20 protein-coding genes and 2 pseudogenes are annotated in these 22,910 nt (G+C 60.6%); 18 read left to right on the top strand and 4 right to left on the bottom strand.

The genetic code is table 11. The features are described 5' to 3' along the window. The first annotated feature begins 14 nt into the window (after positions 1-14). The 3 genes from B0G77_RS29015 to B0G77_RS29005 all read left to right on the top strand — a co-directional run bounded on the left by B0G77_RS29015 (position 15) and on the right by B0G77_RS29005 (position 3,652). A complete protein-coding gene (locus B0G77_RS29015; protein ID WP_133665352.1) occupies positions 15-950 on the top strand; it encodes an FAD-binding protein in 936 nt (311 codons plus the stop codon). 6 nt (positions 951-956) lie between these two features. After that, positions 957-1,850 (top strand): CoA ester lyase, encoded by an 894-nt coding sequence (locus tag B0G77_RS29010; RefSeq protein WP_243751260.1) that lies wholly within the window; start codon positions 957-959, stop codon positions 1,848-1,850. Between the two features lie 128 nt (positions 1,851-1,978). Next, positions 1,979-3,652 carry an electron transfer flavoprotein-ubiquinone oxidoreductase gene (locus tag B0G77_RS29005; protein WP_133665351.1) on the top strand — a complete coding sequence of 558 codons (1,674 nt, stop codon included), beginning with the start codon at positions 1,979-1,981 and terminating at the stop codon, positions 3,650-3,652. 239 nt (positions 3,653-3,891) lie between these two features. Here B0G77_RS29005 and B0G77_RS29000 read toward each other — a convergent pair. From B0G77_RS29000 to B0G77_RS28990, 3 genes and pseudogenes are all read right to left on the bottom strand, one after another. After that, positions 3,892-5,070, bottom strand: a pseudogene (locus B0G77_RS29000) (CaiB/BaiF CoA-transferase family protein). A gap of 15 nt (positions 5,071-5,085) precedes the next feature. Beyond that, positions 5,086-6,246 carry an acyl-CoA dehydrogenase family protein gene (locus tag B0G77_RS28995; protein ID WP_133665350.1) on the bottom strand — a complete coding sequence of 387 codons (1,161 nt, stop codon included), beginning with the start codon at positions 6,244-6,246 and terminating at the stop codon, positions 5,086-5,088. Positions 6,247-6,282: 36 nt separating this feature from the next. After that, positions 6,283-7,128, bottom strand: a complete 846-nt coding sequence (locus B0G77_RS28990; protein WP_133665349.1) for a MaoC family dehydratase N-terminal domain-containing protein — start codon at positions 7,126-7,128, stop codon at positions 6,283-6,285. Between the two features lie 145 nt (positions 7,129-7,273). Here B0G77_RS28990 and B0G77_RS28985 point away from each other — a divergent pair, with 145 nt between their 5' ends. After that, positions 7,274-8,224, top strand: coding sequence for a LysR substrate-binding domain-containing protein (locus tag B0G77_RS28985; protein WP_133666920.1), 951 nt, complete (start codon positions 7,274-7,276; stop codon positions 8,222-8,224). 340 nt (positions 8,225-8,564) lie between these two features. Here the strand turns inward: B0G77_RS28985 and B0G77_RS28980 are convergent, their stop codons facing one another. Then, a complete protein-coding gene (locus B0G77_RS28980; protein ID WP_243751259.1) occupies positions 8,565-9,320 on the bottom strand; it encodes an alpha/beta hydrolase in 756 nt (251 codons plus the stop codon). Positions 9,321-10,350: 1,030 nt separating this feature from the next. Between B0G77_RS28980 and B0G77_RS28975 the strand changes: the two genes are divergently transcribed. The 14 genes and pseudogenes from B0G77_RS28975 to B0G77_RS28910 all read left to right on the top strand — a co-directional run bounded on the left by B0G77_RS28975 (position 10,351) and on the right by B0G77_RS28910 (position 22,907). Continuing rightward, positions 10,351-11,310 carry a PDR/VanB family oxidoreductase gene (locus tag B0G77_RS28975; RefSeq protein ID WP_243751258.1) on the top strand — a complete coding sequence of 320 codons (960 nt, stop codon included), beginning with the start codon at positions 10,351-10,353 and terminating at the stop codon, positions 11,308-11,310. A 337-nt stretch (positions 11,311-11,647) separates the two neighbouring features. Further along, positions 11,648-12,253, top strand: coding sequence for a carbon monoxide dehydrogenase subunit G (locus B0G77_RS28970; protein ID WP_133665347.1), 606 nt, complete (start codon positions 11,648-11,650; stop codon positions 12,251-12,253). Between the two features lie 306 nt (positions 12,254-12,559). Then, the gene (locus B0G77_RS28965) at positions 12,560-12,922 is read left to right on the top strand and encodes a hypothetical protein (protein ID WP_131315390.1); all 363 of its coding nucleotides are present in this window, start codon (positions 12,560-12,562) and stop codon (positions 12,920-12,922) included. Between the two features lie 57 nt (positions 12,923-12,979). Further along, the gene (locus tag B0G77_RS28960) at positions 12,980-14,233 is read left to right on the top strand and encodes an aromatic ring-hydroxylating dioxygenase subunit alpha (RefSeq protein ID WP_133665346.1); all 1,254 of its coding nucleotides are present in this window, start codon (positions 12,980-12,982) and stop codon (positions 14,231-14,233) included. Between the two features lie 75 nt (positions 14,234-14,308). Then, positions 14,309-15,049 carry a glucose 1-dehydrogenase gene (locus tag B0G77_RS28955; RefSeq protein ID WP_133665345.1) on the top strand — a complete coding sequence of 247 codons (741 nt, stop codon included), beginning with the start codon at positions 14,309-14,311 and terminating at the stop codon, positions 15,047-15,049. A gap of 53 nt (positions 15,050-15,102) precedes the next feature. Next, positions 15,103-15,678, top strand: coding sequence for an isochorismatase family protein (locus B0G77_RS28950; protein WP_133665344.1), 576 nt, complete (start codon positions 15,103-15,105; stop codon positions 15,676-15,678). Between the two features lie 50 nt (positions 15,679-15,728). Continuing rightward, positions 15,729-16,601: a xanthine dehydrogenase family protein subunit M gene (locus B0G77_RS28945; RefSeq protein ID WP_133665343.1), complete on the top strand. Its 873-nt coding sequence runs from the start codon at positions 15,729-15,731 to the stop codon at positions 16,599-16,601. Beyond that, a pseudogene (locus B0G77_RS43910) lies at positions 16,501-17,040 on the top strand ((2Fe-2S)-binding protein); the annotation flags it as partial. The gene B0G77_RS28945 and the pseudogene B0G77_RS43910, both read left to right, overlap by 101 nt. A 35-nt stretch (positions 17,041-17,075) precedes the next feature. Beyond that, complete coding sequence (locus B0G77_RS28935; RefSeq protein ID WP_243751257.1) at positions 17,076-17,726, top strand: molybdopterin cofactor-binding domain-containing protein; 651 nt, start codon at positions 17,076-17,078, stop codon at positions 17,724-17,726. A 589-nt stretch (positions 17,727-18,315) separates the two neighbouring features. Then, positions 18,316-18,813 (top strand): MaoC/PaaZ C-terminal domain-containing protein, encoded by a 498-nt coding sequence (locus tag B0G77_RS28930; RefSeq protein WP_131315396.1) that lies wholly within the window; start codon positions 18,316-18,318, stop codon positions 18,811-18,813. An 11-nt stretch (positions 18,814-18,824) separates the two neighbouring features. Next, positions 18,825-20,036: a thiolase family protein gene (locus B0G77_RS28925; protein WP_165572561.1), complete on the top strand. Its 1,212-nt coding sequence runs from the start codon at positions 18,825-18,827 to the stop codon at positions 20,034-20,036. Positions 20,037-20,061: 25 nt separating this feature from the next. Then, positions 20,062-20,481, top strand: a complete 420-nt coding sequence (locus B0G77_RS28920; RefSeq protein WP_243751256.1) for an OB-fold domain-containing protein — start codon at positions 20,062-20,064, stop codon at positions 20,479-20,481. Between the two features lie 52 nt (positions 20,482-20,533). Continuing rightward, complete coding sequence (locus B0G77_RS28915) at positions 20,534-21,760, top strand: CoA transferase (RefSeq protein ID WP_133665340.1); 1,227 nt, start codon at positions 20,534-20,536, stop codon at positions 21,758-21,760. Then, positions 21,753-22,907, top strand: coding sequence for a CoA transferase (locus B0G77_RS28910; protein WP_133665339.1), 1,155 nt, complete (start codon positions 21,753-21,755; stop codon positions 22,905-22,907). The genes B0G77_RS28915 and B0G77_RS28910 overlap by 8 nt, the downstream gene beginning before the upstream one ends. The last annotated feature ends 3 nt before the right edge of the window (positions 22,908-22,910 follow it).

Here is a 22,910-nt window from a genome sequence, read left to right as displayed (position 1 = left end):
CGGAGACGAGAGAGATGACGATTCTGGTAATTGCGGAACACGACAACGCGAGCATCAAGCCCGCGACCTTGAGCGCGGTGGCGGCTGCCCAGAAGATCGGTGGCCAGATTCACGTGCTGGTGGCCGGCCACAACGCGCAGGGGGTGGCCGATACAGCGGCGAAGATTGTCGGCGTGGCGATGGTACTGCTTGCCGACGCGCCGCAGCTCGAAGTTGGCCTGGCGGAAAATCTTGAGGCGACGGTACTGAATATCGCGAAAGACTACTCGCACATCCTTGCGCCGGCCACGGCCTTCGGCAAAAACGTGATGCCGCGCATCGCTGCGAAGCTCGACGTGGCGCAGATCAGCGATGTCATCGCAGTGGACAGTGCTGATACGTTCGAGCGTCCGATCTACGCGGGCAATGCGATAGCGACCGTGCAATCGAGCGAGCCGATCAAGGTGATCACGGTGCGCACGACCGGCTTCGATGCAGTGGCAGCAGAAGGCGGCAACGCTGCCATCGAGAAGATCGTGGCGGCGCCTGACACAGGCATCTCTCAGTTCGTAAGCCGCGAAGTGACGAAGCTGGACCGTCCCGAACTGACGAGCGCAAGCATCATCGTGTCAGGCGGCCGCGGTCTCGGCAGCGGCGAGAACTTCGCATTGGTCCTCGAGCCGCTGGCCGACAAGCTGCAAGCCGCGCTGGGCGCATCGCGCGCTGCGGTCGATGCGGGATTTGTGCCGAATGACTATCAGGTCGGCCAGACCGGTAAGATTGTTGCGCCGCAACTGTACATCGCGGTCGGCATCTCGGGCGCGATTCAGCATTTGGCCGGCATGAAGGATTCCAAGGTAATTGTTGCGATCAACAAGGATCCGGAAGCGCCGATCTTCAGCGTGGCCGACTATGGTCTCGTCGGTGACCTGTTCACGCTCGTGCCCGAACTGGCCGCCGCTCTCGAGTAAGCGATCATGAGCGAAACGGATATGAAGCGCGACCGCGGCACTGCGGGCCATGCATCGGCCGAGCCACAGTCGTATCTGTTCGTGCCGGGCAGCCGCGACGAGCGGTTTGAACGCGCGTGGACGAGCGGCACCGACGCAATGATTATCGACCTCGAGGACGCCGTCGAGCCGGGCGCGAAGGACGCCGCGCGAGACGCCGTCACGGCGTGGGTGTCGCGCAGCCGTCCGGTGCTCGTGCGGATCAATGGTCGCGGCACGCCGTGGTTCGAACGGGACGTGATGCTGGCACGCCTCGACGGCGTCGCCGGCATTGTGTTGCCGAAGACCGAGCGGCCGGACGACGTCATCGCGGTGCTGTCGCTCGCAAAGCGCAAGATCCCGGTATTTCCGCTGATCGAGACCGCGCTCGGCATGTGGTCCGCGGCCGATATAGCGAAGGCGCCGGGCGTGAGACGGTTGATGTTCGGCACGCTCGACTTCGTCGCGGACATGGGGACCGACGACGACCGCGACGCACTCAATCCGTATCGCGCTCAACTAGCACTTTTGTCGCGGATCGCCGGGATCGAGTCGCCCATCGACGGCGTCACGCCTGACGTGCATGACGTCGAACGGCTTGCGGCGGATGCGCGCAACGGTAAGCAGCACGGATTCGGAGGGAAGCTTTGCATTCATCCGAAGCAAATTGCGGTCGTGCATGAATGCTACGGTCCGAGCGCGGGAGAAATTGCGTGGGCCGAGCGGGTCGTTGCTGCCGTGTCGCGCGCCGACGCTGGCGCGATTGTTGTCGACGGCAAGATGGTCGATCGTCCGGTCCAGCTGCGCGCGCAGCGATTGCTCGCGTCTGCCACTCGTCGCGGGGGGCCGTGCGCGATTGAATCCCTGTTTGATCGACAGTGAACTGGACGATTACGCTGCGCTGCTGAAAGTCCGCGCGGCGGATGACCGATCTGTAGAGCGACGGCATACATCGGCACGTGTCCTTGCTGTGAATATCATTTTTCTACGACGTAAACAGGAATTTGTAAATGTCTCAGACGGACCTCGTTGCTCGCCATGGTCGGCGCGAGTCAATGGAATACGACGTCGTGATCGTTGGCGGCGGACCGGCTGGCCTGTCCGCGGCGATCCGCCTGAAGCAGCTGGCGGCGGACAAGGGCGTCGAGCTTGGCGTGTGCGTACTGGAAAAAGGCTCGGAGGTCGGGGCGCATATTCTCTCGGGCGCGGTGATGGACCCCCGCGCGTTGAATGAACTGATTCCGGACTGGAAGGCAAAAGGCGCGCCTTTGGACGTTGAAGTGACCGAAGACCGCTTCCTGTTTCTGTCCGAAACCGGCTCGAAGAGCGTGCCGAACTGGGCGCTGCCGGATAACTTCAGGAACCACGGCAACTACGTGATCAGTCTCGCGAATGTCACGCGCTGGCTCGGTCAACAGGCCGAAGCGGCAGGCGTCGAGATTTTCCCCGGCTTTCCGGCTGCCGAAGTCCTGTACAACGACGATGGCTCCGTGAAAGGCGTCGCGACCGGCAATCTCGGCATCGGCAAGGACGGTGCGCCGACCGGGAACTTCCAGCTCGGCATGGAACTGCACGCGAAGTACACGCTGTTCTGCGAGGGCGCGCGCGGCCACCTCGGCCGTCAGCTGAACAAGAAGTTCAGGCTGCGCGGCGGCGCCGATCCGCAGGTCTACGGCATCGGCATCAAGGAACTGTGGGAGATCGATCCGGGCAAGCACAAGCCGGGGCTCGTGATGCACACGGCCGGCTGGCCGTTGCAGAGCGACACCTACGGCGGCTCGTTCCTCTACCACATGGAAAACAACCAGGTGGTGGTCGGCTTCGTGGTGGGCCTTGGCTATACGAATCCGTACCTGTCGCCGTTCGAGGAATTCCAGCGCTACAAGACGCATCCGGCAATCCGCAACTTTCTCGAAGGCGGCAAGCGCGTGTCGTATGGCGCGCGGGCGATTACCGCGGGTGGCCTGCTGTCGCTGCCGAAACTCGTATTCCCGGGTGGCGCGCTGGTCGGCGATGACGCGGGTTTCCTGAACGCATCGCGGATCAAGGGCTCGCATGCGGCGATCAAGACCGGCATGCTGGCCGCCGACGCCGCTTTTGAAGCCGTGCAGGCGGGCCGCACCAGCGACGAGCTCACGGCGTATCCCGACGCATTCAAAAGCTCCTGGTTGCACACGGAACTCTACAAGGCCCGCAATTTCAAGCAGTGGATGAGCAAGGGTTTGTACCTCGGCACGCTGATGGTCGGCATCGAACAGAAAGTACTTGGTGGCAACGTGCCTTGGACGCTGCATCATCAGCATTCCGACCATGAAATGCTCAAGCCCGCTTCGCAGTGCAAGCCGATCGAGTATCCGAAGCCGGACGGCAAGCTGACATTCGACCGGTTGTCTTCAGTGTTCATCTCGAACACAAATCACGAAGAGAATCAGCCGGCGCATCTGACGTTGAAAGATCCCACCGTGCCGGTCAACGTCAACTGGCAGACGTATGCCGGCCTCGAGTCGCGTTATTGCCCGGCCGCGGTCTATGAATTCGTGAAGAACGACGACGGCAGGGAGCGGCTCGTGATCAACGCGCAGAACTGCGTGCACTGCAAGACATGCGACATCAAGGACCCGACGCAGAACATCGTGTGGGTCACGCCTGAAGGCGGTGGCGGTCCGAACTATCCGAACATGTGAGACGACTTAAGAGCCGGCCGCTTTCACACAGTGCGGAATCGGCCGTTTTGTCGTAGCTGCGGCGCAAGGCGGACGTTTAAGTCAATCCGCGCGGACCACGTTCACTTTCCACCGCGCAATTTGCAAGGCGTGCCCGTAAAGCGAAAGTTCACACATGTCGCGAAATTGCGCGCCTGCGATTCCTGCCGCTTCAGCCACGTAGAGACTGAAATGGCGCCGACGGGCGCACTGACGTCTCGTCAGACGGCGTCAATTTCGTGGAAAGTGTCGATCTGGTCATCGCTATAGCCGAGCTCCCGCAGGACCGTGTCGGTATGTTGACCAAGGGCGGGGTACCGGGTCCATGCGCGCGTCGTCCGCGGGATTGATGCCCGGCGGCCAAACGGCAGGGATGTCACCCGCGGGGGTTCCGACCTTGGTCCACCGGTTGCGGGCGGCGAGCTGTTTGTGCGTCCAGACTGAGTGCATGTCGTTCATGCGTGCGTTCGCGATGCCGGCTTGCTCGAGCCGCTCGATGACCTGGGACGCCGACAGCGTCGAAAACGCTTCCACGATAATTTGCGCCAGTTCCCCGCGATTCGCGACCCGGCGGCTGTTCGAGCTGAATCGGTCTTCCGTTGCCACTTCCGGCTTGCGGGTCACGATCGCGCAAAAGTTTTTCCATTCGCGTTCGTTTGCACGCCCAACATGACGGTCTTGCCATCGCGGGACTGGAATTGCCCGTAAGGAAAGATTGTCGAGTGAGACGCCCCGGTCTGGCGGGGCGGTGTCTGACCGTCGATCGCGTAATAGAGCGGGTAGCTCATCCATTCCACCATGCTTTCGAGCATGGACACCTCGACGTGCCGCCCTTGCCCGGTACGCCCGCGCTCGATCAGCGCCGCCAGGATATTCGTGTAGCCGTACATCCCCGCAGCAATATCCGCGATCGAGCAGCCTGCCTTGGCCGGCTCGCCTTCCGATCCGGTAATGCTCAGAAAGCCGGACTCGCTCTGGATCAGCAGGTCATACGCCTTTTTATCGCGGAACGGACCGTCCAGACCGTAGCCCGAGATGTCGCAGACGATCAGCCGCGGGTAGCGTCGGCGAAGGGTTTCGTAGTCGAGTCCCAGGCGCTGCGTCGCGCCGGGCGCAAGATTCTGTACGAACACGTCGGCGTCTGCGAGCAGCTTGTGTACCACCGCAATCGCGGACGGCTGTTTCACGTCTAGCGTGATGCTTTCCTTCGACCGGTTAGTCCATACGAGATGCGACGCGAGTCCCAAGACCCGTTCGTCTTAACTGCGCGCGAAGTCGCCGGTGCCGGGCCGTTCCACCTTGATGACGCGGGCGCCGAGATCCGCAAGCTGCCGTGTGCAGAACGACGCAGCGATCGCGTACTCGAATGTGATGACCTTGATGTCTTGGAGCGGGCGCATGTTCGACGCTCCTCGTCAGAACGAGCGGGGCAGACCAAGAATGTGCTCGGCGACATACGAGAGGATCAGGTTCGTGGAGATTGGCGCAACCTGATAGAGGCGCGTCTCGCGGAACTTGCGCTCGACATCGTATTCACATGCGAAACCGAAGCCGCCGTGGAACTGCAGGCACGCGTTCGCGGCTTCCCACGACGCGTCCGCCGCGAGCAGCTTCGCCATGTTCGCCTGCGGGCCGCACGGCTCGTGCGCGTCGAACCGGCGTGCGGCCTCGAAGCGCATCAAGTTCGCTGCTTCGACGTTGATTAACGCGCGCGCGATTGGGAACTGCACGCCCTGGTTCTGGCCGATCGGGCGGCCGAACACGACGCGATCCTTCACGTATTGCGACACTTTGTCGACGAACCAGTAGCCGTCGCCGATGCACTCGGCTGCGATTAGCGTGCGCTCCGCATTCAGGCCGTCGAGGATGTATTTGAAGCCCTTGCCTTCCTCGCCGATCAGGTTCTCGGCAGGGATTTCGAGGTTGTCGAAGAACAGCTCATTTGTCTCGTGATTGACCATGTTCGGAATCGGCCGAACCGTCATGCCATTGCCGATCGCCTGACGGAGATCAACGATGAAAATCGACATCCCTTCGCTTTTCTTCGTCACATCCGCAAGCGGCGTCGTGCGTGCGAGCAAGATCATCAGATCGGAGTGCTGAATGCGCGAGATCCACACCTTCTGCCCGTTGATGACGTAGCGGTCGCCTTTGCGCACGGCGGTGGTCTTGATCTTGGTCGTATCGGTGCCGGTCGTCGGCTCGGTTACGCCCATCGACTGCAGACGCAGATCACCGCTCGCGATTTTCGGCAGGTACGTCTGCTTTTGCTCGGCCGAGCCGTGACGCAACAGCGTGCCCATGTTGTACATCTGGCCGTGACACGCCCCCGAGTTGCCGCCGGCCCGATTGATTTCCTCCATGACCACTGACGCTTCCGTCAAGCCGAGTCCCGAGCCGCCGTATTCCTGCGGAATAAGTGCAGCCAGCCAGCCGGCCTTCGTCAGCGCATCGACAAAGGTCTCGGGATAGCCGCGTTCCTCGTCGACCTTACGGAAATATTCCGCAGGAAACTCGTTGCAGAGGTCGCGGACGGCTTCGCGAATATCCCGGTACTGGTCGGATGCGTGGTTCATGGAATATGTCCCTTGGATCGTGGCGGATTTAGTTAATCAGGCGAGGGTCGCACAGCCGGACATCGTCAGCCAGCCTTCGTGGTCTTTTGCCCAGAGATCGATTGAACGGCCGTCGTTGGCGAGGCGGCCGCATACGAAGAACGCGTTGCCAAGAAAGGTTGGCCGTATGGCCTTATACGTGTATTCGCGGACGGACGCGCCGGGCAGTGCATGCGTCACGAGGTCGAGCAGCAGAGTAGCGATCAGCGGACCGTGGACGACCAGATCCGGATAGCCTTCTGCCTGCTGCGCGTAGGCCCGGTCGTAGTGAATCCGGTGACCGTTGAACGTCAGCGCAGAGTACCGGAACAGCAGCACTTCGCTTGGCGTGATTTCGCGCTGCCATCTGGCGTCGCCGGGCGCCGCATTCGGAGCGGGGGCGGCCACGCCGGGCTCCGCAAGGCCGCGATAGACGATGTCTTGTTCCTCGCGGATCGCCCGGACCCCATTAGATTCGACCACGTGCTCGAGCGTGACGAATCCGAGTTGGCCGCTTCGTCCTTCTTTGTGTTTGGCCGACAGCACCCGGGAACTGCGTGTGGCGATTTCGCCGATCGTCAGGGGGGCATTGAAGAAGAGGCGGCCGCCGGCCCACATTCTGCGCGGCAGGCCGAGATCCGGAAGAAAGCCACCTGTGCGGGGGTGACCGTCGTTCCCGAGTGCCGATTGCCGACTGACCGACCAGAAGTACAACCAGTGCCAGAGCGGAGACAGCGCATCGCCGACTGTGGGAGTATCGCCGTGATCGATCGTGGCGGCGAATGCAGCGGCTCGGTCGACCGAGATCACGTCGGTGGCCACCTGCTCTGTGCGGTGTCCGTCGCTGGGCTGCGGATGGTTCATTGTCGTTTCCATGGCAGAGCCGGCGAGTTAGCTGTTTGGACCAAGAATGAGGCGACTTTATGTGAAACGGCCGCGCAGCGGAAATACTGTTTGAATGTGCCCGCCATAGGGGTATCTTATGGCTTCCACACCCATTCAAATTGCCATGGACGTTCGCCAGCTTCGCTACTTCGTCAGCATCGTCGAATACGGGAGCCTGGGTAAGGCAGCGGAAAAACTCTATGTTGCACAGCCATCGTTGAGTCAGCAGATCGCGAAGCTTGAAGGGGACCTCGGCGTGTCGCTTCTGCTCCGTAGCCCGCAAGGGGTGAAACCGACTGCTGCTGGTCAGGCGCTCTACCGTCATGCGAGGCTCGTGCTTCGACAAATGGAGCAACTGCGGCAGGACGTGCGTGAGGGCGCCGGAGTCGAGTCCGGGACCGTAGCTATCGGATTTCCGACGACGATGACCTCGATTCTCGCCGTTCCCGTGTTCGAACGGGTGCGCGCGAGCTATCCTGGCATCCGGCTGCAATACTTCGAGAGCATGAGTGGCTTTATCAACGAGTTGCTCGCGAACGGACGTCTCGATCTAGCTATCCTTTTTCGGGAGTCGAACACGACTGGAATAACGGCATGGCCCCTTTTCGACGAAGGGCTGCATCTGCTCGGCGAGCCGGGAGGCGCAGTATCGTTGCGCGCACGCACATGCAGCCTCGCAGCACTCGCCGGTGTACCGCTGGTGGCGCCAAGTGCGTCAAACGGGCTGCGCTTACTGCTCGAGCGCGCATTCGCGCGAGAGCAGGTACCGCTTAACATCATCGCGGATATCGATTCGTTGCCGACCTTGCTTTCGCTCGCGCAGTCGGGTGCGGCATGCACGATCCTGCCTGCGTCGTCGGTGGCACTGCGCGAGTTATCGAACCGCCCTAAGATGCGCCGTATTGTTGATCCAGAACTCTGGCGTCCGGCGAGCCTGTGCTGGTCGAATACGTTGCCCGTAAATTCGGCGGCGCTGGCCGTTCGGCGCACGATTGTCGAGCTAATTGGTGAACTCTCCGCGAGCGGTGCATGGGCCGGAATTACATTGCGGACGTCCGAAGCGTCGCCATCGTGACGCGCACCGCGTGGCGGACCGGTCGACAGTCCCGCGTGTGCTCGGTCAGTTGCCGCGCTCGAATGTGAGCATCATCTCGAGTACAAGGTCCACGAGACGGCGCTGGTGGCCCAGGATCCGACGCGTGTTCGACAATGCGAGCACGAGTGCGCGGTGCGGTTTCAGGGCCGCTCGACGGCGCCGCGCGAAGCTGCTCCAGTCTGGCCAGCGAGCGGATCGTTACGCTTGCATTTAATGCTGCGTACGGGGCCGAAAGTACGGACGAGCCGCGCGAAATCTTGGTGTAATCCCCCAGCATGCTGAGGGCGGCATATCGGACATTCCTCACGACCTCGGCGGCTCAGGGTATGTCCGCGATGTCCTCACCCGAGGACATGCCCGACGACTTGGAAGTATGCGGCGGATGGACGGGTGCCGTTCCCACAGGGACGCTGCGCCTGAGAAAATCCAGGGTCGCTTGTCCGAAGACGTCGTTTCTGTCGCCTGCCACCATATGCCCGGCCTCAACAACGTTGACGTATTCGGCATGCGGACAAAGCTCGAGGAACGCTTGAGCACCCGCTTCACTGACGACGTCGGAGCTGCCTCCACGAACGAGCAAGGTGGGCAGCGTCAAACGGCGTGCGCAGGCCGAGAGCCGCTCGTGACGTCGTTGAAGGTCGCGCGGGCTAGCCAGATAACGGGGATCCCAATGCCATCGGTATCGCCCATCGTCGCCGAGCCGCACATTTTTGGCGAGGCCATCGAGATTCCGCGGGCGAGGGCGTTGGGGACGATACTGACTGATGGCTTCCGCGACCTCTTCGAGCGAATCGAAACCGTCCGGCTTTTGCGACATGAACGCCTGAATCCGGGCGACGCCGGCGGGCTCGGTGTAGGGGACGATATCCACCAGGACAAGTGCGGTGGCATCCACGCGATCCTCCCCGACCGCGACAAGACTGGTGCCACCACCCATCGAAGCACCCACCAACACCGGTCGACGTCCGCCTAGTGCGAGCAGGACGTGCCCAAGATCGCGCACCATCGTGTCCTGGCTGTAATTGCCCTCTGCGGACCAATCGGAATCGCCGTGACCGCGTGCATCAAAGGCCACAGCGAAATATCCGGCGGCGCCTAGTCGTTCCCCGGTACCCCCCATGCGTGGCGAGTCTGACCGCCGCCGTGCAGCAAAATGACGAGAGGGCCTTGGGGAGAGCCCCACGAATCGCCCGCTAGCCGGATACCGTCTGCGCCTGTCCATGTGTGCATGGGATCGGGGCTGCCAGGAAGACGTCTGCCTGCTTTCATCAGTGCCTCGTTGAAAATTGCTTGGCCATTCTGCATCTGCCTCGCTAGGTTCGTCGCGAAGGATTGTTTCGTCAAGGACGTATATTCAAGTGTTCCGTACTGCGAGCTGTAGCCCGAGCTCGCTCGACCAACAAACTCCGAGCCGGCGACGTGGAACCCCAAGCGTCGGCCCGAAGTACGGAACATTTCGTCGCACTGCATTGACCGTCGAAATAGCGCTCGCTTAAAAGAGTGGAAAGGGCACAAACATAAGCGCTACGGATGCCCTCAGAGCGAAATCCAACATGGAGACACTGCGACGCGTTCGCGCCAGGAGCGTTCCAGCTCCTTCTCTCATCATCCGGTTCTCTACCGATATCGCGATATCGATAATGCCGAAATTCCGTGCCTTTCAAGGTCATGTTCTCATGAGCAGAAAAACATCGAGAAACGCGGGACTAGGGAAGACGAACGTCTGGCCAAGTCCGCGGTGGGCGCTTTGTCCAGCGAACGCATGTATTTGACCCCGTGTTATGCGTCAGTCCGTTCGATGCGGAAAACGAAGTCATTGTCATCGCTAACGACAGGGTGTAGGGCTTGTCAAGTGGAATTCATACGACCGATGTGAGCTGTTAATTTGGCGTTGCGCGAGCCATTAACACTGGGACGATCGTTATCAACGGACATTCGGCGATGCGAAATTCGCTGGCAGTTGGTGTCAATCAATCGGGAATTGATCGGGAGGGTGGTTGGATGAGCAGATCGTCAAGGGGACGAGCGCTGCAACCGTGCCAGAAGCGCTTGCTTGACCGACCGGCCTTGGCACAAAGAATGTAATGGATGACATGAGGAATGTAATGGATGGATTGAAAGTTCGTGTTGCTGCCAAAGCCGTGGAGGCCGTCGACATCTGCAGTTTCGAGTTGGTCGCGCTGGACGGCAAACCGTTACCGGCATTCTCCGCAGGTTCGCACATCGATGTCTGCACGCCAGCAGGAATGACCCGGCAGTATTCGCTATGCAACGACTCGTCGGAGAGTCACCGCTATTTGATCTCCGTGCTGCGAGACCCCAGGACGCGCGGTGGCTCGGCTGGCATGCATGATCGTGTGCAGTTGGGAGATATCCTGACAATCAGTGCGCCGAGGAACCACTTCCAGCTCGCGCACGCGGCAAAGCGCAGCCTATTGTTGGCCGGTGGTATTGGCGTCACACCTATCCTATGCATGGCGGAGCGTCTTTCGTTAACGGGGGCACCGTTCGAGATGCACTACTGCACGCGCTCACGCGAGCGCACGGCATTTTTTGATCGCATTCGCGGTTCACGATACGCGAGCAACGTGCAGTTTCATTTCGACGATGAAGCGGCAGATCAAGGATACGACATTGCGGCAGCGCTCGCACACCCCGAAGCAGACACGCATCTCTACGTATGCGGCCCAAGGGGTTTCATGGACGCCGTATTGAGCGCTGCCCGCGGCGCGGGCTGGCCAGAGGCACATCTGCACTATGAGTTCTTCTCAGCCGACCTTATACCGTTGGAAAGCGATGGACGTTTCGAAGTGCAACTCGCGAGTTCGGGCCGCGTCGTCCCTGTTGAAAAGGACCAGAGCGTGGTGCAGGCGCTCGCAGAGGTCGGCGTTGAAATACAGACTTCATGCGAACACGGCGTCTGTGGCACGTGCGTGACACGTGTACTCGAGGGCGTGCCTGACCATAGAGATGTTTTCTTCACGCCCGACGAGCAAGCGGTAAATGATCAATTTACGCCTTGTTGCTCGCGTTCGAAGACAGCGCGACTGGTCCTCGATCTCTGACACGTGAAGTGAATTCCGGCGCTGCCCGCGAATGCTTCCTACGCACCAGGCGCGAAGCTGAGGTCTGCTACTTGCTCGGGATCGCCGCTCATCAAGAGGCCTTGAGCGCGGGCAATACCCGCCGCCCCCGGGACGCGCACTGAAGGCGGCCTCGCGGGCGGTCAACGCTCCCCCGAGGTCGGACGGCCTCCGAGGCCCATATAGAGTTCAAGCGATTACCCGGGTGTGTGCGGGACGCAGTGACCGGTGGACGACAGTCGCTCACTGGGCCAACCGGACCCGCTTCCTGACCCAGCGTGCCGCTGCGCAGGCACTGGACTGAAAATCCTCGAAAATCATGGAAATAAAAGGAAACCGCGCGTTTACCGTGACACGGGAGCATGCCTGGAGAGCACTTAACGACCCACTCGTGCTCGAGGCCTGCATTCCCGGCTGCGACAAGGTCGAGCCGATCGACGAGAACCGATATCAGATCGGGTTGACGGTAAGGATCGGCGCCGTCGCGACGAGGTTCAAGGGAAATATCACGCTGACCGATATGGGCCCTCCGCATAGTTACACGATCAGGTTCGAGGGGCAGGGCGGACACGCTGGCTTCGCCAAGGGCGATGCACGGGTGAGCCTGGCGCCGCAAGGCGCGGGTTGCGAGCTGACCTATGCCGCGCAAGCGCAGGTGGGCGGCAAGATCACACAGGCGGGCCACCGGCTCATTGACGGTGTGGCCCGATCCATGGTCAATGATTTCTTCCGACGCTTTGAAGCGCAAATGCAGCGACAGGACGCCGAAATCAGAACCGCCAGCACCGAAGTGCCGTTGGAAGCGCAGGGGCGGGCGCGAGAGCGTGTCGCTGACGGCTCGTCCCGGGGCACAACCGCTCTCTGGACATGGATCGGTGTGCCCGTGTTTGGAGGGGCCGCGGCCGGGCTGATCCATTTGCATTAAAAACAGTACCAGGGAGCAGCCGAGAGGCTCCGTTGCTGACGCGAGCATAGACTCGTCGCGGCCACAAGGTCGCCGGCAGGCATGGCGCCGCCGGAATCGCCGTAGAAAGCTAGGAATCCCGAAGTACGGAACGCGCGACAGACTCGCGTTGACATCGACTGGTGCTACTCATGTAATCTGCAAACGGCAAAAACGTATCGCAGTTCGACAATATCTAGTAGATCAGTAACTGCATAAAAAAATTCAGCGGCGCGTCTGATTATCCGAAAACAGACCGTCGACATTGCCCTAATCTGGAGGAGCACCATGACTCACGACACGACGCCCGATTCCCGCCGTCTGCCGGAAGGTTTCGAGGATCTCGATCAGTTTCTCGATCGCTGGAGTACGCCGACGTCGCACGAGCGGTGGATTTGCCGCTCGACAACGCCTTATCCCGAGGTCCTGCGATTCTACGAGGCTATGTTTGCGCGCGCCGAAGAGGCGACTGTGTACCTCGAGCGTTTCCCGTTGGACGACATGCCCGAGCCAGCGGTCAATCTGTTTCGCCTGCTGCTCGCGATGTGCCATGCAGGTGTTTCGGTGGAGATCCATCAGTCGCCGGCTGTCCGGCACGCACCGCCGAAACACGCTCTTCAGATACTCACGGGTTTTCAGCCGCATGGCTGAACACACAGCTGGCTCGACCACGATTGCTTCCGATTTTCACGCATTGAAGGAGTTGGCATGAATAACCCCATCGATTTCCAATCCAGCCTGACCGAGTCAGTCGGTCTATCTACCGGCCCAATGCCGACCTCGCTGTATACCGATCCTACGCAGTTTGAACTCGAGCGTGAGCGGATTTTCCGCCGAGCGTGGCTAATGATAGGACGCATCGAGCGAATTCCGAAACCCGGCGATTTCTTCGTCAAGGAGCTCGCCCTCTTCAAGGCATCGGTGATCGTCGCTCGATCGGAGGACGGGAACATTCGGGCGTTTCACAATGTCTGCGCTCACCGTGCCAATGTGGTCGAGCATCGTTCGTGCGGCAACGCGAAACGCTTCGTCTGCCGTTACCACAGCTGGGCATACAACAATGCGGGCGAATTGGCGAACGTGCCGGATGAATCGGGATTCTTCAATCTCGACAAGAAGAAATGCGGGTTGACGCCCGTCACTCTGGACGTCTGGGATGGATGGATTTTCATCAATATGGCGCCAGCGCCGGAAGTCAGCCTCGTGGAGTTCCTGGGGCCAATGGCAGACGCGATGGCCAACATCGATTACCCGAATCCGGACCACCCAATCGTCATGCGCGGCGAGTTCAAGGCGAACTGGAAAGCCGTAGCGGATAACTTCAGCGAGGCCTACCATGTTGCCTCGATTCACCCTAGGACGTTGGCGCCGATTTACACGGGGAAAGGCAATCCATTCTGCCGGCCGATCAGCGCCAATCTGTACGGCGCGCATCGCTCCCTCTCGCTGTGGCTCAACCCGACCTATCAACCGTCGGATAAGTCGAAAGTCAGCCGATGGCTCTTCGCGGCAGATCAGACCATCACGGGCACTCGCGAGGACGGGCAGATCAATGCGATTGTCGAGCACAAGGGCGTGAATCCGACGAAAAACGAGAACTGGTCGAGTGACATCAATTGGTTCTTCCCCAACTGGCATCTGCAAATTTCCGCGAACTTGTTCTGGACGCACGAGTTCTGGCCGACATCGTCGAATACGACCGTCTGGGAAGCGCGTTTCTACAAGCGGAAGCCGACGACCGTGCGCGAGCGTCTCCAGCTCGAGTATTTCACCTCCCACATGGCCGATACCATGCTCGAGGACCTTGGGAACATTGAGAGCACACAAGTGGGCATGGAGTCTGGTGCCAAACCGTTCATCGTTTTTAACGAGAGCGAGATCTTGTGCCGCCACGGGCTCGAACAAGTCATCAAGTGGACGGCCGCTACGCGCGTCAACGATGCGCTGGCGCAATCGGTCTAGATGCAGTTTCTGAGCAGGGTTCGCGCGTGAGCCGCGCGGCTGGGATGCAAAAAATACTTAATCGGAGACGATGAAATGGGATTACTGGATGGCAAGGTCGCGATTATCACGGGAGCGGCGTCGGGGCAGGGTGCGGCCGAGGCGCGAATGTTCGCCGCTGAAGGTGCGCGGGTGGTTCTTGCGGATGTGAATCCTGCGGGCGCTGAAGTGGCCGCGTCGATTGGTGGCAAGGGTGTCATCTTCAAAAAACTGGATATATCCCAGGCTCATCAGTGGCAAGAAGTAGTCGCTGGTGCGTTGAACGCCTTCGAAAAAATCGACGTGCTCGTTAACAATGCCGCCCTTAACGACAATCATTTGCCAATAGAAGAAACGGAGTACGAGCACTTCGAGAAGCTGATCCGGATCAACATGCTTGGCACGTTCCTTGGAATGAAGACGGTACTGCCCGCAATGCGAGGCGCCCGTTCCGGATCGATCATCAACATCAGCTCGACGGCTGCCTTGCGAGGCATGCCCAGCATTTTCGACTACGGCGCTACGAAATGGGCCATTCGCGGCATGAGCCGTCATGCCGCTTTGGATCTGGCCAAATATGGCATCCGGGTCAATGCGGTCTTTCCTGGCATTATCGACACACCGATGATGGAAGCGGTCACAACGCCGGAAACCCGCGCTGAGTTTGAGGCCATGACGCCTCTCGGACGAATCGGGAAACCTCAGGACGTCGCCAGCACGGTTGCATTCCTCGCATCGGATTCGGCGAGCTTCATTACTGGCGGTGAATTTGCAGTAGATGGCGGTATGGCCTGCTGACGTGCTGCGCGGCCTTACTGGTGGCTTCAAACATTCATTGGAACGGAGCGGTTATGGAATCAAAAATTCGACCTGACGAGGCTGTTTTGATATTCGGTGATCTTCAGGTCGGGATCGCGGAATTACCTTTGACGGTTTCAACCGAGAGTCTCAAACGATCTGCCTGGGGATTAGCCCGACTCGGCGAAATTTTCAATATACCAACGCTGGCCATGACGATCCCGAAGAGCGATGGCGGGCTACCTGAGATCATTCCAGAAATTGATGGCACGCGCACTCAGTATGACAAGTTCTTGCGCACCACGCCAGATTCATTCGCAAACGAAGCATTCCGTAGAGCGATCGAAGACACTGGTCGCAAGACGTTGATCGTTTGTGGCGTGGCGACGGAAATCTGCCTGTACTGGCTTGCCCTGTCCGGAATCGCCCAGGGCTACAAGGTCTATGTCGTGGTCGATGTTTGCGGCGGGCTTTCCGTTCGTTCCGAAGATGCAGCGTTCCGTCGCTTTGAAGCCGCCGGCGCAGTGATGACATCTGTCGTCTCTTTGGCTGGCGAATTGGCAGGGGACTTCACGGAGCCGCCCGGACGCGATGCCGTCGAAGTCATCTATAAAATGATCGGCGCTTGAACGCTCGGATGGATCTTTGACTACGACTGCTACACGGAATGGCGACGTAAATGAGACCGGCATCCTTCGACTACGTGCGGCCGGCATCTGTCGCAGAGGCATGCGAAGCGCTCACGGCCGGAGGGACCGTGCTCGCGGGAGGGCAGAGCTTGGTCCCGCTACTCAAGCTGCGCATCGTGCGGCCCACGCGGATTATCGACCTCAATCGAATTGACGAACTCGCGGGCATCACGACAAATGAGGCGGAGGAGTTGTTCATCGGAGCAATGACCCGCCACCAGGACATCGCAGACCATCCACTCGTTCAGTCCAAAGTCCCGCTGCTCGCCAGCGCAGCGAGACATCTCGGCGACATTCAGGTGCGCGCCCGGGGCACCATCGGCGGGAACATCTGCTTCGCGGATCCACGAGCCAACTTGGCCACGGCGCTCATTGCACTGGACGCCGTGGCCGTGTTGATTCACACCGGCGGCCTTCGCGATTGTCCGGTAGCGGACATGTTCACGGGCTTTCGCCAGTCGAGCCGGCGAGCGGATGAACTTCTGATTCGATTGCGTATCCGGCATACGCCGGAGCACGCGCAAGGGGTCTATCTCGAGCTCGCGCCCCAACTCAACGGAACCCCGATCGTGAATGTCGCCGTTGTGCCTGGCGCGCCGGGTCGTGAACCTCGAATCGCGGTCGGAGGTTTGTTCGACATACCATGGCGTGCAGTGACGATTGAGGAGCTTGCGCGCACGGGGCGGGCGACCGAACACCGCATCCGTGAAGCGATCGACGAATTCCAGACGGATCGTCTACGGTTCGAGGATCCTCGAGGTGATGCGGCGTACCGGGCGCGCATTGCCTCGGTTCTTATCGCCCAGGCGCTCGAACGGTGCACTACGGGGCGCGGTCGCGAAGCGCCAGCTCAGGAGGAATGACATGCCATCGCAGGTCGAGATCGAAGCCTGTGTCAACGGCAAGCGGGGGCGTTGGCAGATTGAGCCGCGGTTGTTGCTGGTGGACTTTCTCCGTCGCGACCTCGGGCTGACGGGTTGTCACGTCGGATGTGACGACGGTGTGTGCGGGGCATGTACGGTGCTCTTCGACGGGGCGCCGATCAAGAGCTGCCTGATGCTCGCGGTGCAGATCGACGGTGCCGATGTGACCTCCGTCGAGGGGCTCGGCCAGCCTAGTCGCCTTCATCCGGTTCAACAAGCCTTCATTGACGCGCAGGCGGTCCAGTGCGGATACTGCACACCGGGCTTTGTTGTCGCGGCGGCGGCCATGCTTGAGCGCGAAACGCCGTTGACGGACGAAGCCGTGTGCCGTGGCCTGATCGGGAATCTCTGCCGCTGCGGCTCGTACGCCAACATCGTGAAGGCTGTCCGCAGCGTTGCGTCTCCGACAAGGCGATGCGGATTGCGGAAGTGGCGAGGCGAACGTACTTCGAGCCCGGCCCTTACGCCATGTTGCCGGGCGTATCTGATCCGTTATTGGAGGCGAGCGCCACCTATGCGAGTCCGAATGTCAACTGGGTCCCTGACGAGTTTGGGCGGCTACGGCTCTATCCGACGCACGCTTGCGGGGCCATTGGCTGTCTCGTCGAAGTGGACGCAGGGACGGGCCAGGTGGAGGTGAGGAAGATCTGGCTTGCGCATGACGCCGGGCGTCTCATCAATCCCGGCATCGTGGACAACCAGCTACGAGGCAGCGCGGTTCAGGCGCTGGGCGGCACGCTGCTGGAACAGATTGTCCACGACGAAGCTTCGAGACTTCTGACTCGCACCCTTGGCGACTACAAGATCCCTCACATCGCGACGGTGCCCGAGATCGATGTTCTGCATATCGAAACCCCATCGCCACTTACGCCGCTGGGCACGAAGGGTGTGGGCGAAGGTTGCCACATCGGCCTTGGCGCAGCGTTGCTTTCGGCTGTGGAAGATGCGCTTCGCCCCTTCCGGGCGGAAGTGCTCGAGACCCCGCTTACCCCGCCTCGCGTGTTGGCGCTGATCGGCCACGCGCTGGAGAACGGCTCCCCAACAGCCAATGTTGCAGGAAGCTGATCGGTTCTGCTGTTGGCACGCGCTACAGGTTTTGACGCCGGATTACCGGTCGGCAGGGATGTCCCCTTTGGCATCAGGTCGGTACTTGCAAGACGGAACGGACGAGATGGCCCGCGTCAACGCGCGGTTACGCGTGCGCGGCGTCGAGCGGCTCGGGTGATCGGCGCCACCATCATGCCTCGGATTACGGCAGTGAACACGAGCGCGCCCGCATGATGACCGGCGAGGACGGTGCGGACATGATGCGGCAGCACGCGAGGCCGCGACGGTTGGTTTCATCCTGAACCGACGTGCGGTACGTTGCTGTGGCGCAGCCGCGCTGGTCGTCCATGACAACCCGGTAGACGCATTGCACGCATCCGCCCATATAGGATTCGCAGGCCGAGAATCGCATCTTCCAAATTCGCAACTTGGATCTGGAGCTTGAATTTTCTACCCTGTTCATCAACGACAGATCAAACCTGATCGACGTAAAAACCCAGGGAGACGACATGCGGCTGAACTTGTCCCATGCTCCTATCGCCATCATCGCCGATCCATGATGCTTCCCCCGAGCTCCATCTTCAATACTACGAAAGGAACCTAAGACATGAGCAAGACCAACAACCGCATCGACCAGACTTACGACGAGCTCGAGGTTGGGCAAGTCTTTCGTTCGGGAGGCCGAACCGTGACGGAAACGGATGTGGTCAACTTCTGCGCGTTTACCGGCAACTGGATCGAGATCCATTCCAACGTCCAATACGCATCGAAGACTCGGTTCGGCAAGCGACTGGTGCAGGGATCGCTCACGTACTCCATTGTCACCGGCCTCATTCAGTTTGGCCTGGGGATCCAGGCGAATTACGGCATCGACAACATGCGTTTCCTCGCGCCGGTCTTCATCGGGGACACCATCTACGCAGTATGTGAAGTCATCGGCAAGAAGGAGAAGGATGACAAGTACGGCGTGATCAAGTTTCTGATGAAGGCGGTCAATCAGGAGGGAGTCGTCGTCCAGAAAGGTGAGTGGAGTCTGCTGATGCTTCGGCGCCGCGAGGACCTCGATGCGCTGGTCAGCCTTTCGCTGCCTGAAGTTAAGGACTGAGGGGCCGACGCATGACACCCAAGCCACAAGCCGCGATCGTCGGGATGGGAGATGCTTACGCATCCGTGCGCGAGCGCAAGGATCCCCTGCAACTTGCCGTCGAAGCCACGCACAAGGCGCTCGCAGATGCGGGCATCGGGAAAGGCCAGGTTGATGCGGTGTTCACCGGCCGTTCGCCTTGGGCCGACAAGCGCTCCCAGTGGAGCAACATCTTCTGTTCGCACATGCACATGCCAGTGACGATCACCAGCGAGATAACGATGCATGGTGCAGGACTGAATGCAACGGTTGCAATGGCGTCGCAGATGATCGCGGCAGGTCGTGCCCAGTACGTGCTGTGCCTGCAAAGCGACGCCACCGAGCTTTTCGTCGATGCCGTAGCAATGGGCGCTGAGGCGGATGCCGATCCGCAGTTCGAGATTCCCTACGGTCCGACGATCCCGTCGCTCTATGCGCAGGCCGCTTGCCGCTACTTCCATGAGTTCGGCGTGACGGAGGAGGATCTTGCCGACGTCGCGATTGCAAACCAGAGGTGGGCGGTGCATCACCCGCATGCGGTCAAGGCCCGGTTTGGCGAGATCGATCGCGCCAAAGTCCTGGGTTCACCGTATGTTTCCACACCTTTGCGACGCTGGATGTGTTCGACCTGGGGCGGCGGCACGGGGGGCGCGCTGGTGGTCACCTCCGTGGAAAACGCGAAGAAGGCCCGCGATGCGGTGTACGTGATGGGCTACGGGTCAGCGACCACACATGAGTATCTTGGCGATCGCGTGAACATGCCGCGCTGTCGATATGAAGCGCTCGGCCCATTTCCGAATCTCACCTACACAGCCACGGCCGAAGCTGCACGCCAGGCATACGCAATGTCGAAGCTTGCTCCCACTGATATCGAGATGGCGCAGATATCGGTCAACTTTGCGCACATGGGGCCAATCATCATGGAAGACCTCGGTTTCGCGAAGAAGGGGCAGGGCATCAGCCTCTACCGGGAAGGACGCACGGGCGTCGACGGCGACTTGCCGACCGACACGAATGGAGGCTGGCTGTCTTTCGGTCAGCCAGGCATCTCCTGCAATATGGACAGCTACGTCGAGGCCATCCGTCAACTGCGCGGGCAAGCGCTGGGCCTTGTACCTGGCAAGCGCCCGCGCACCGTGCTGGTTCAGGGCTCGGGCGGCATGCTGGCCGCCGGGAGCGTGACCATTCTTTCTTCCAACACGTGATCGGCCCGCGAACAAGGAGCACAGCGTGAGCACTGAAATGCATTCCACCAACGGCTGGCCCCAGCCCTACCGCCTGCTCGATGCACAGCCCTATTGGGAAGCGCTGCAGGAAGAGCAACTCAAGTACCAGCGCTGCGCGAGCTGCGATCAGCCTGTTTGGCCAGCGCATTCGTATTGCCCGCATTGCGGATCAGGCTCGCTCGAATGGAAGGATTCGAGCGGCCGCGGAACGGTTTACTCGTTCAGCACCGTCATGCGCGGTCCAACGCCGGTCTGGGCCTCGATCGTGCCGTACACCGTCGGCTTCGTGCAGATGGTGGAAGGCTATTTTATGTTCACCCAGATCGACGGAGCTTCGGAGTCAATCGCAGTAGGCAAGAGCGTGCAGGCGCACTTCATCAGGCGCGGCGAGCAGACGCTTCCTGTTTTCTCACTGGTGCCGTGAGCTGACCGATGCCGCTGGTGCCATCCGTCAAGTTGAAACTGGAGTAATGAGAATGTCCGGACCACTCTCGGGCGTACGCGTTCTTGACCTGACGTCCAACATCATGGGTCCCTATGCGTCGCTGTTGCTGGCCGACATGGGGGCGGACGTGTGCAAGATCGAATCTCCGGAAGGTGATTCCACGCGCTCGGTCGGACCTGGGCGCAACAAAGGCATGAGCGTCACGTTCCTGCACGCGAACCGCAACAAGCGCAGCGTCGTGCTGGACCTGAAGAAAAACAGCGGTCTTGCTGCCTTGAAGCGCATGGTGTCGACGTCGGATGTCCTCATGTACAGCCTGCGGCCGAAGACGATGGCCAAGCTCGACCTCGCCTATGAGCAAGTGCGTGATGCGAACCCGCGCCTGATCTACTGTGGTGCGTTCGGCTTTGGCCAGCGCGGGCCATATGCGGATCGTCCCGCGTATGACGACCTGATGCAGGCAGCGGTCGGCATGCCCCTGCTGCAGGCACGCAAATCGGGTCCGCCGCAGTATGTGGCAGCTGCCTTCGCCGATCGCGTTGTGGGCATGGCGATGACCCAGGCGATTGCCATGGCGCTCTACTACCGGGAGCGGACAGGCAGCGGGCAGGCCGTTGAGGTACCCATGTTCGAAACGTTCGCGCATTTCGTGCTGGGCGATCATCTGTACGGCCACACATTCGTACCGCCCATTGGCGACTGGGGCTACGAACGCATGATGAGCCCTGAGCGCAAGCCGTACCGCACGCTCGATGGCCATGTCGGCGTGAGCGTGTACACCGACCGCCATTGGCAACGCTTCTTCGAGATGGCCGGCCGGCCTGAAATGGCAGCCGATCCCCGTTATGCATCGCTGGCCGCGCGGATGCAGCACGTCGTCGAGCTGTTCGAGTTCCTTGCGCAGACCTTCGAGACCAGGTCGACCGACGAGTGGGTAAAGCTGCTCGTAGAAGCCGACATTCCCATTGTGAAGATGAACACGCCGGAAACGCTTCTGGACGATGAGCACATGAAGGCAGTGGGGTTCTTCCAGATGCAGGAGCACCCCACCGAAGGGCCGATCCGTACGCTGGGGATCGCGCAGCAATGGAGCGAGAGCAAGCCTGAGGTGCGGTATCCCGCGCCGCGCCTCGGCGAACACACTGTTGAGGTACTGCTGGAATACGGGCTCACGCAGCAAGAGGTCGACGCTGCCCTCCGAGACGGCGGCGCTCGCGCAGAAATCCAAAATTCGAACCAGGAGTTGAATCATGCATGATGAGTTGCCCCTGTCCGGCGTTGTCGTCGTCGAGTTGAGCGACAACGCATCGCTGCCGTTTGGTGGCCAGACGCTCGCCGGCCTCGGCGCGCAGGTGTGGAAGGTGGAGCGGCCCGGTGGCGATGCATCCCGCGGTTGGGGGCCGAGCAAATGGAACGGCAGCGGCGCTGCATTCCATGCACTCAATCGCGGCAAAAGCTCGATCTGCATCGACATCAAGGATCCCGCGCAACTGGCAATGCTCAAGGACCTGATATTCCAGCATGCGGATGTATTTACGCACAATCTGCGGCCGGGCTCAGCGGGTCAATACGGCCTGGACCCCGAAAGTCTGCGGGCTCGCAAGCCGGAACTCATCTGCTGTGAGGTCGGTGCGTTCGGGCATGTCGGCCCGATGAACAAAGAACCCGGCTATGATCCGCTAATGCAGGCTTTCTCCGGGATCATGAGTCTCACCGGCGAGAACGGGCAAGCTCCGTCACGTGCCGGTGTTTCCATCGTGGACTTCGGAACGGGTATGTGGGCGGTGATCGGTATCCTCTCTGCGCTTTACCGCCGCAAAGTCACCGGCAAGGGCGCTACCGTCAATTCCTCGCTGCTTGAAACGGCCATTGCCTGGATGTCGGTCGGCATCGCGAACTACGCCACCGACGGCGAGCCAGGCAGTCGCCACGGCTCGGGTATCGCATTCATCGTGCCGCATCGCGCATTCACCACGCAGGATGGCTATCTCATCGTTAGCTGCGCGAATGATCGCCTGTTCGGTAAGCTGAGCGAGGCACTCGGTCACCCTGAATGGGCAACGGATCCGAAATTCGCGACGAATGCGGCGCGCCTGCAAAACCGGGCAGAGATCGATGGACTCATCGGCGATCGGCTTGCCACCGACACGCGCGCATACTGGAAGAAGCAACTTGAAGCCTATGGCGTCGCGTCGGCACCGATCCAGACCACGGCCGAACTGTTCGCGCACGAGCAAACGAAGGCGCTGGGGATCCTGGGCAAGCCGTCGCCCGACGAGATCGAGTGCGTGGGCGTGCCGTTGTCGTTCGACGGCCAACGCCCGCCGCCGCTCGCGTCCGCCCCGAATATCGGTCAGGACAACGGCCGGATGCATGCACTGCTGGAAGCGGCGCGGGTGAAGTAACGG

It is taken from the genome of Paraburkholderia sp. BL10I2N1, from assembly GCF_004361815.1.
In the GTDB taxonomy this organism is placed as follows: domain Bacteria; phylum Pseudomonadota; class Gammaproteobacteria; order Burkholderiales; family Burkholderiaceae; genus Paraburkholderia.
The sequence above is the reverse complement of the archived record's forward strand: the minus strand, read 5'-3'. Positions and strand labels throughout refer to the sequence as shown.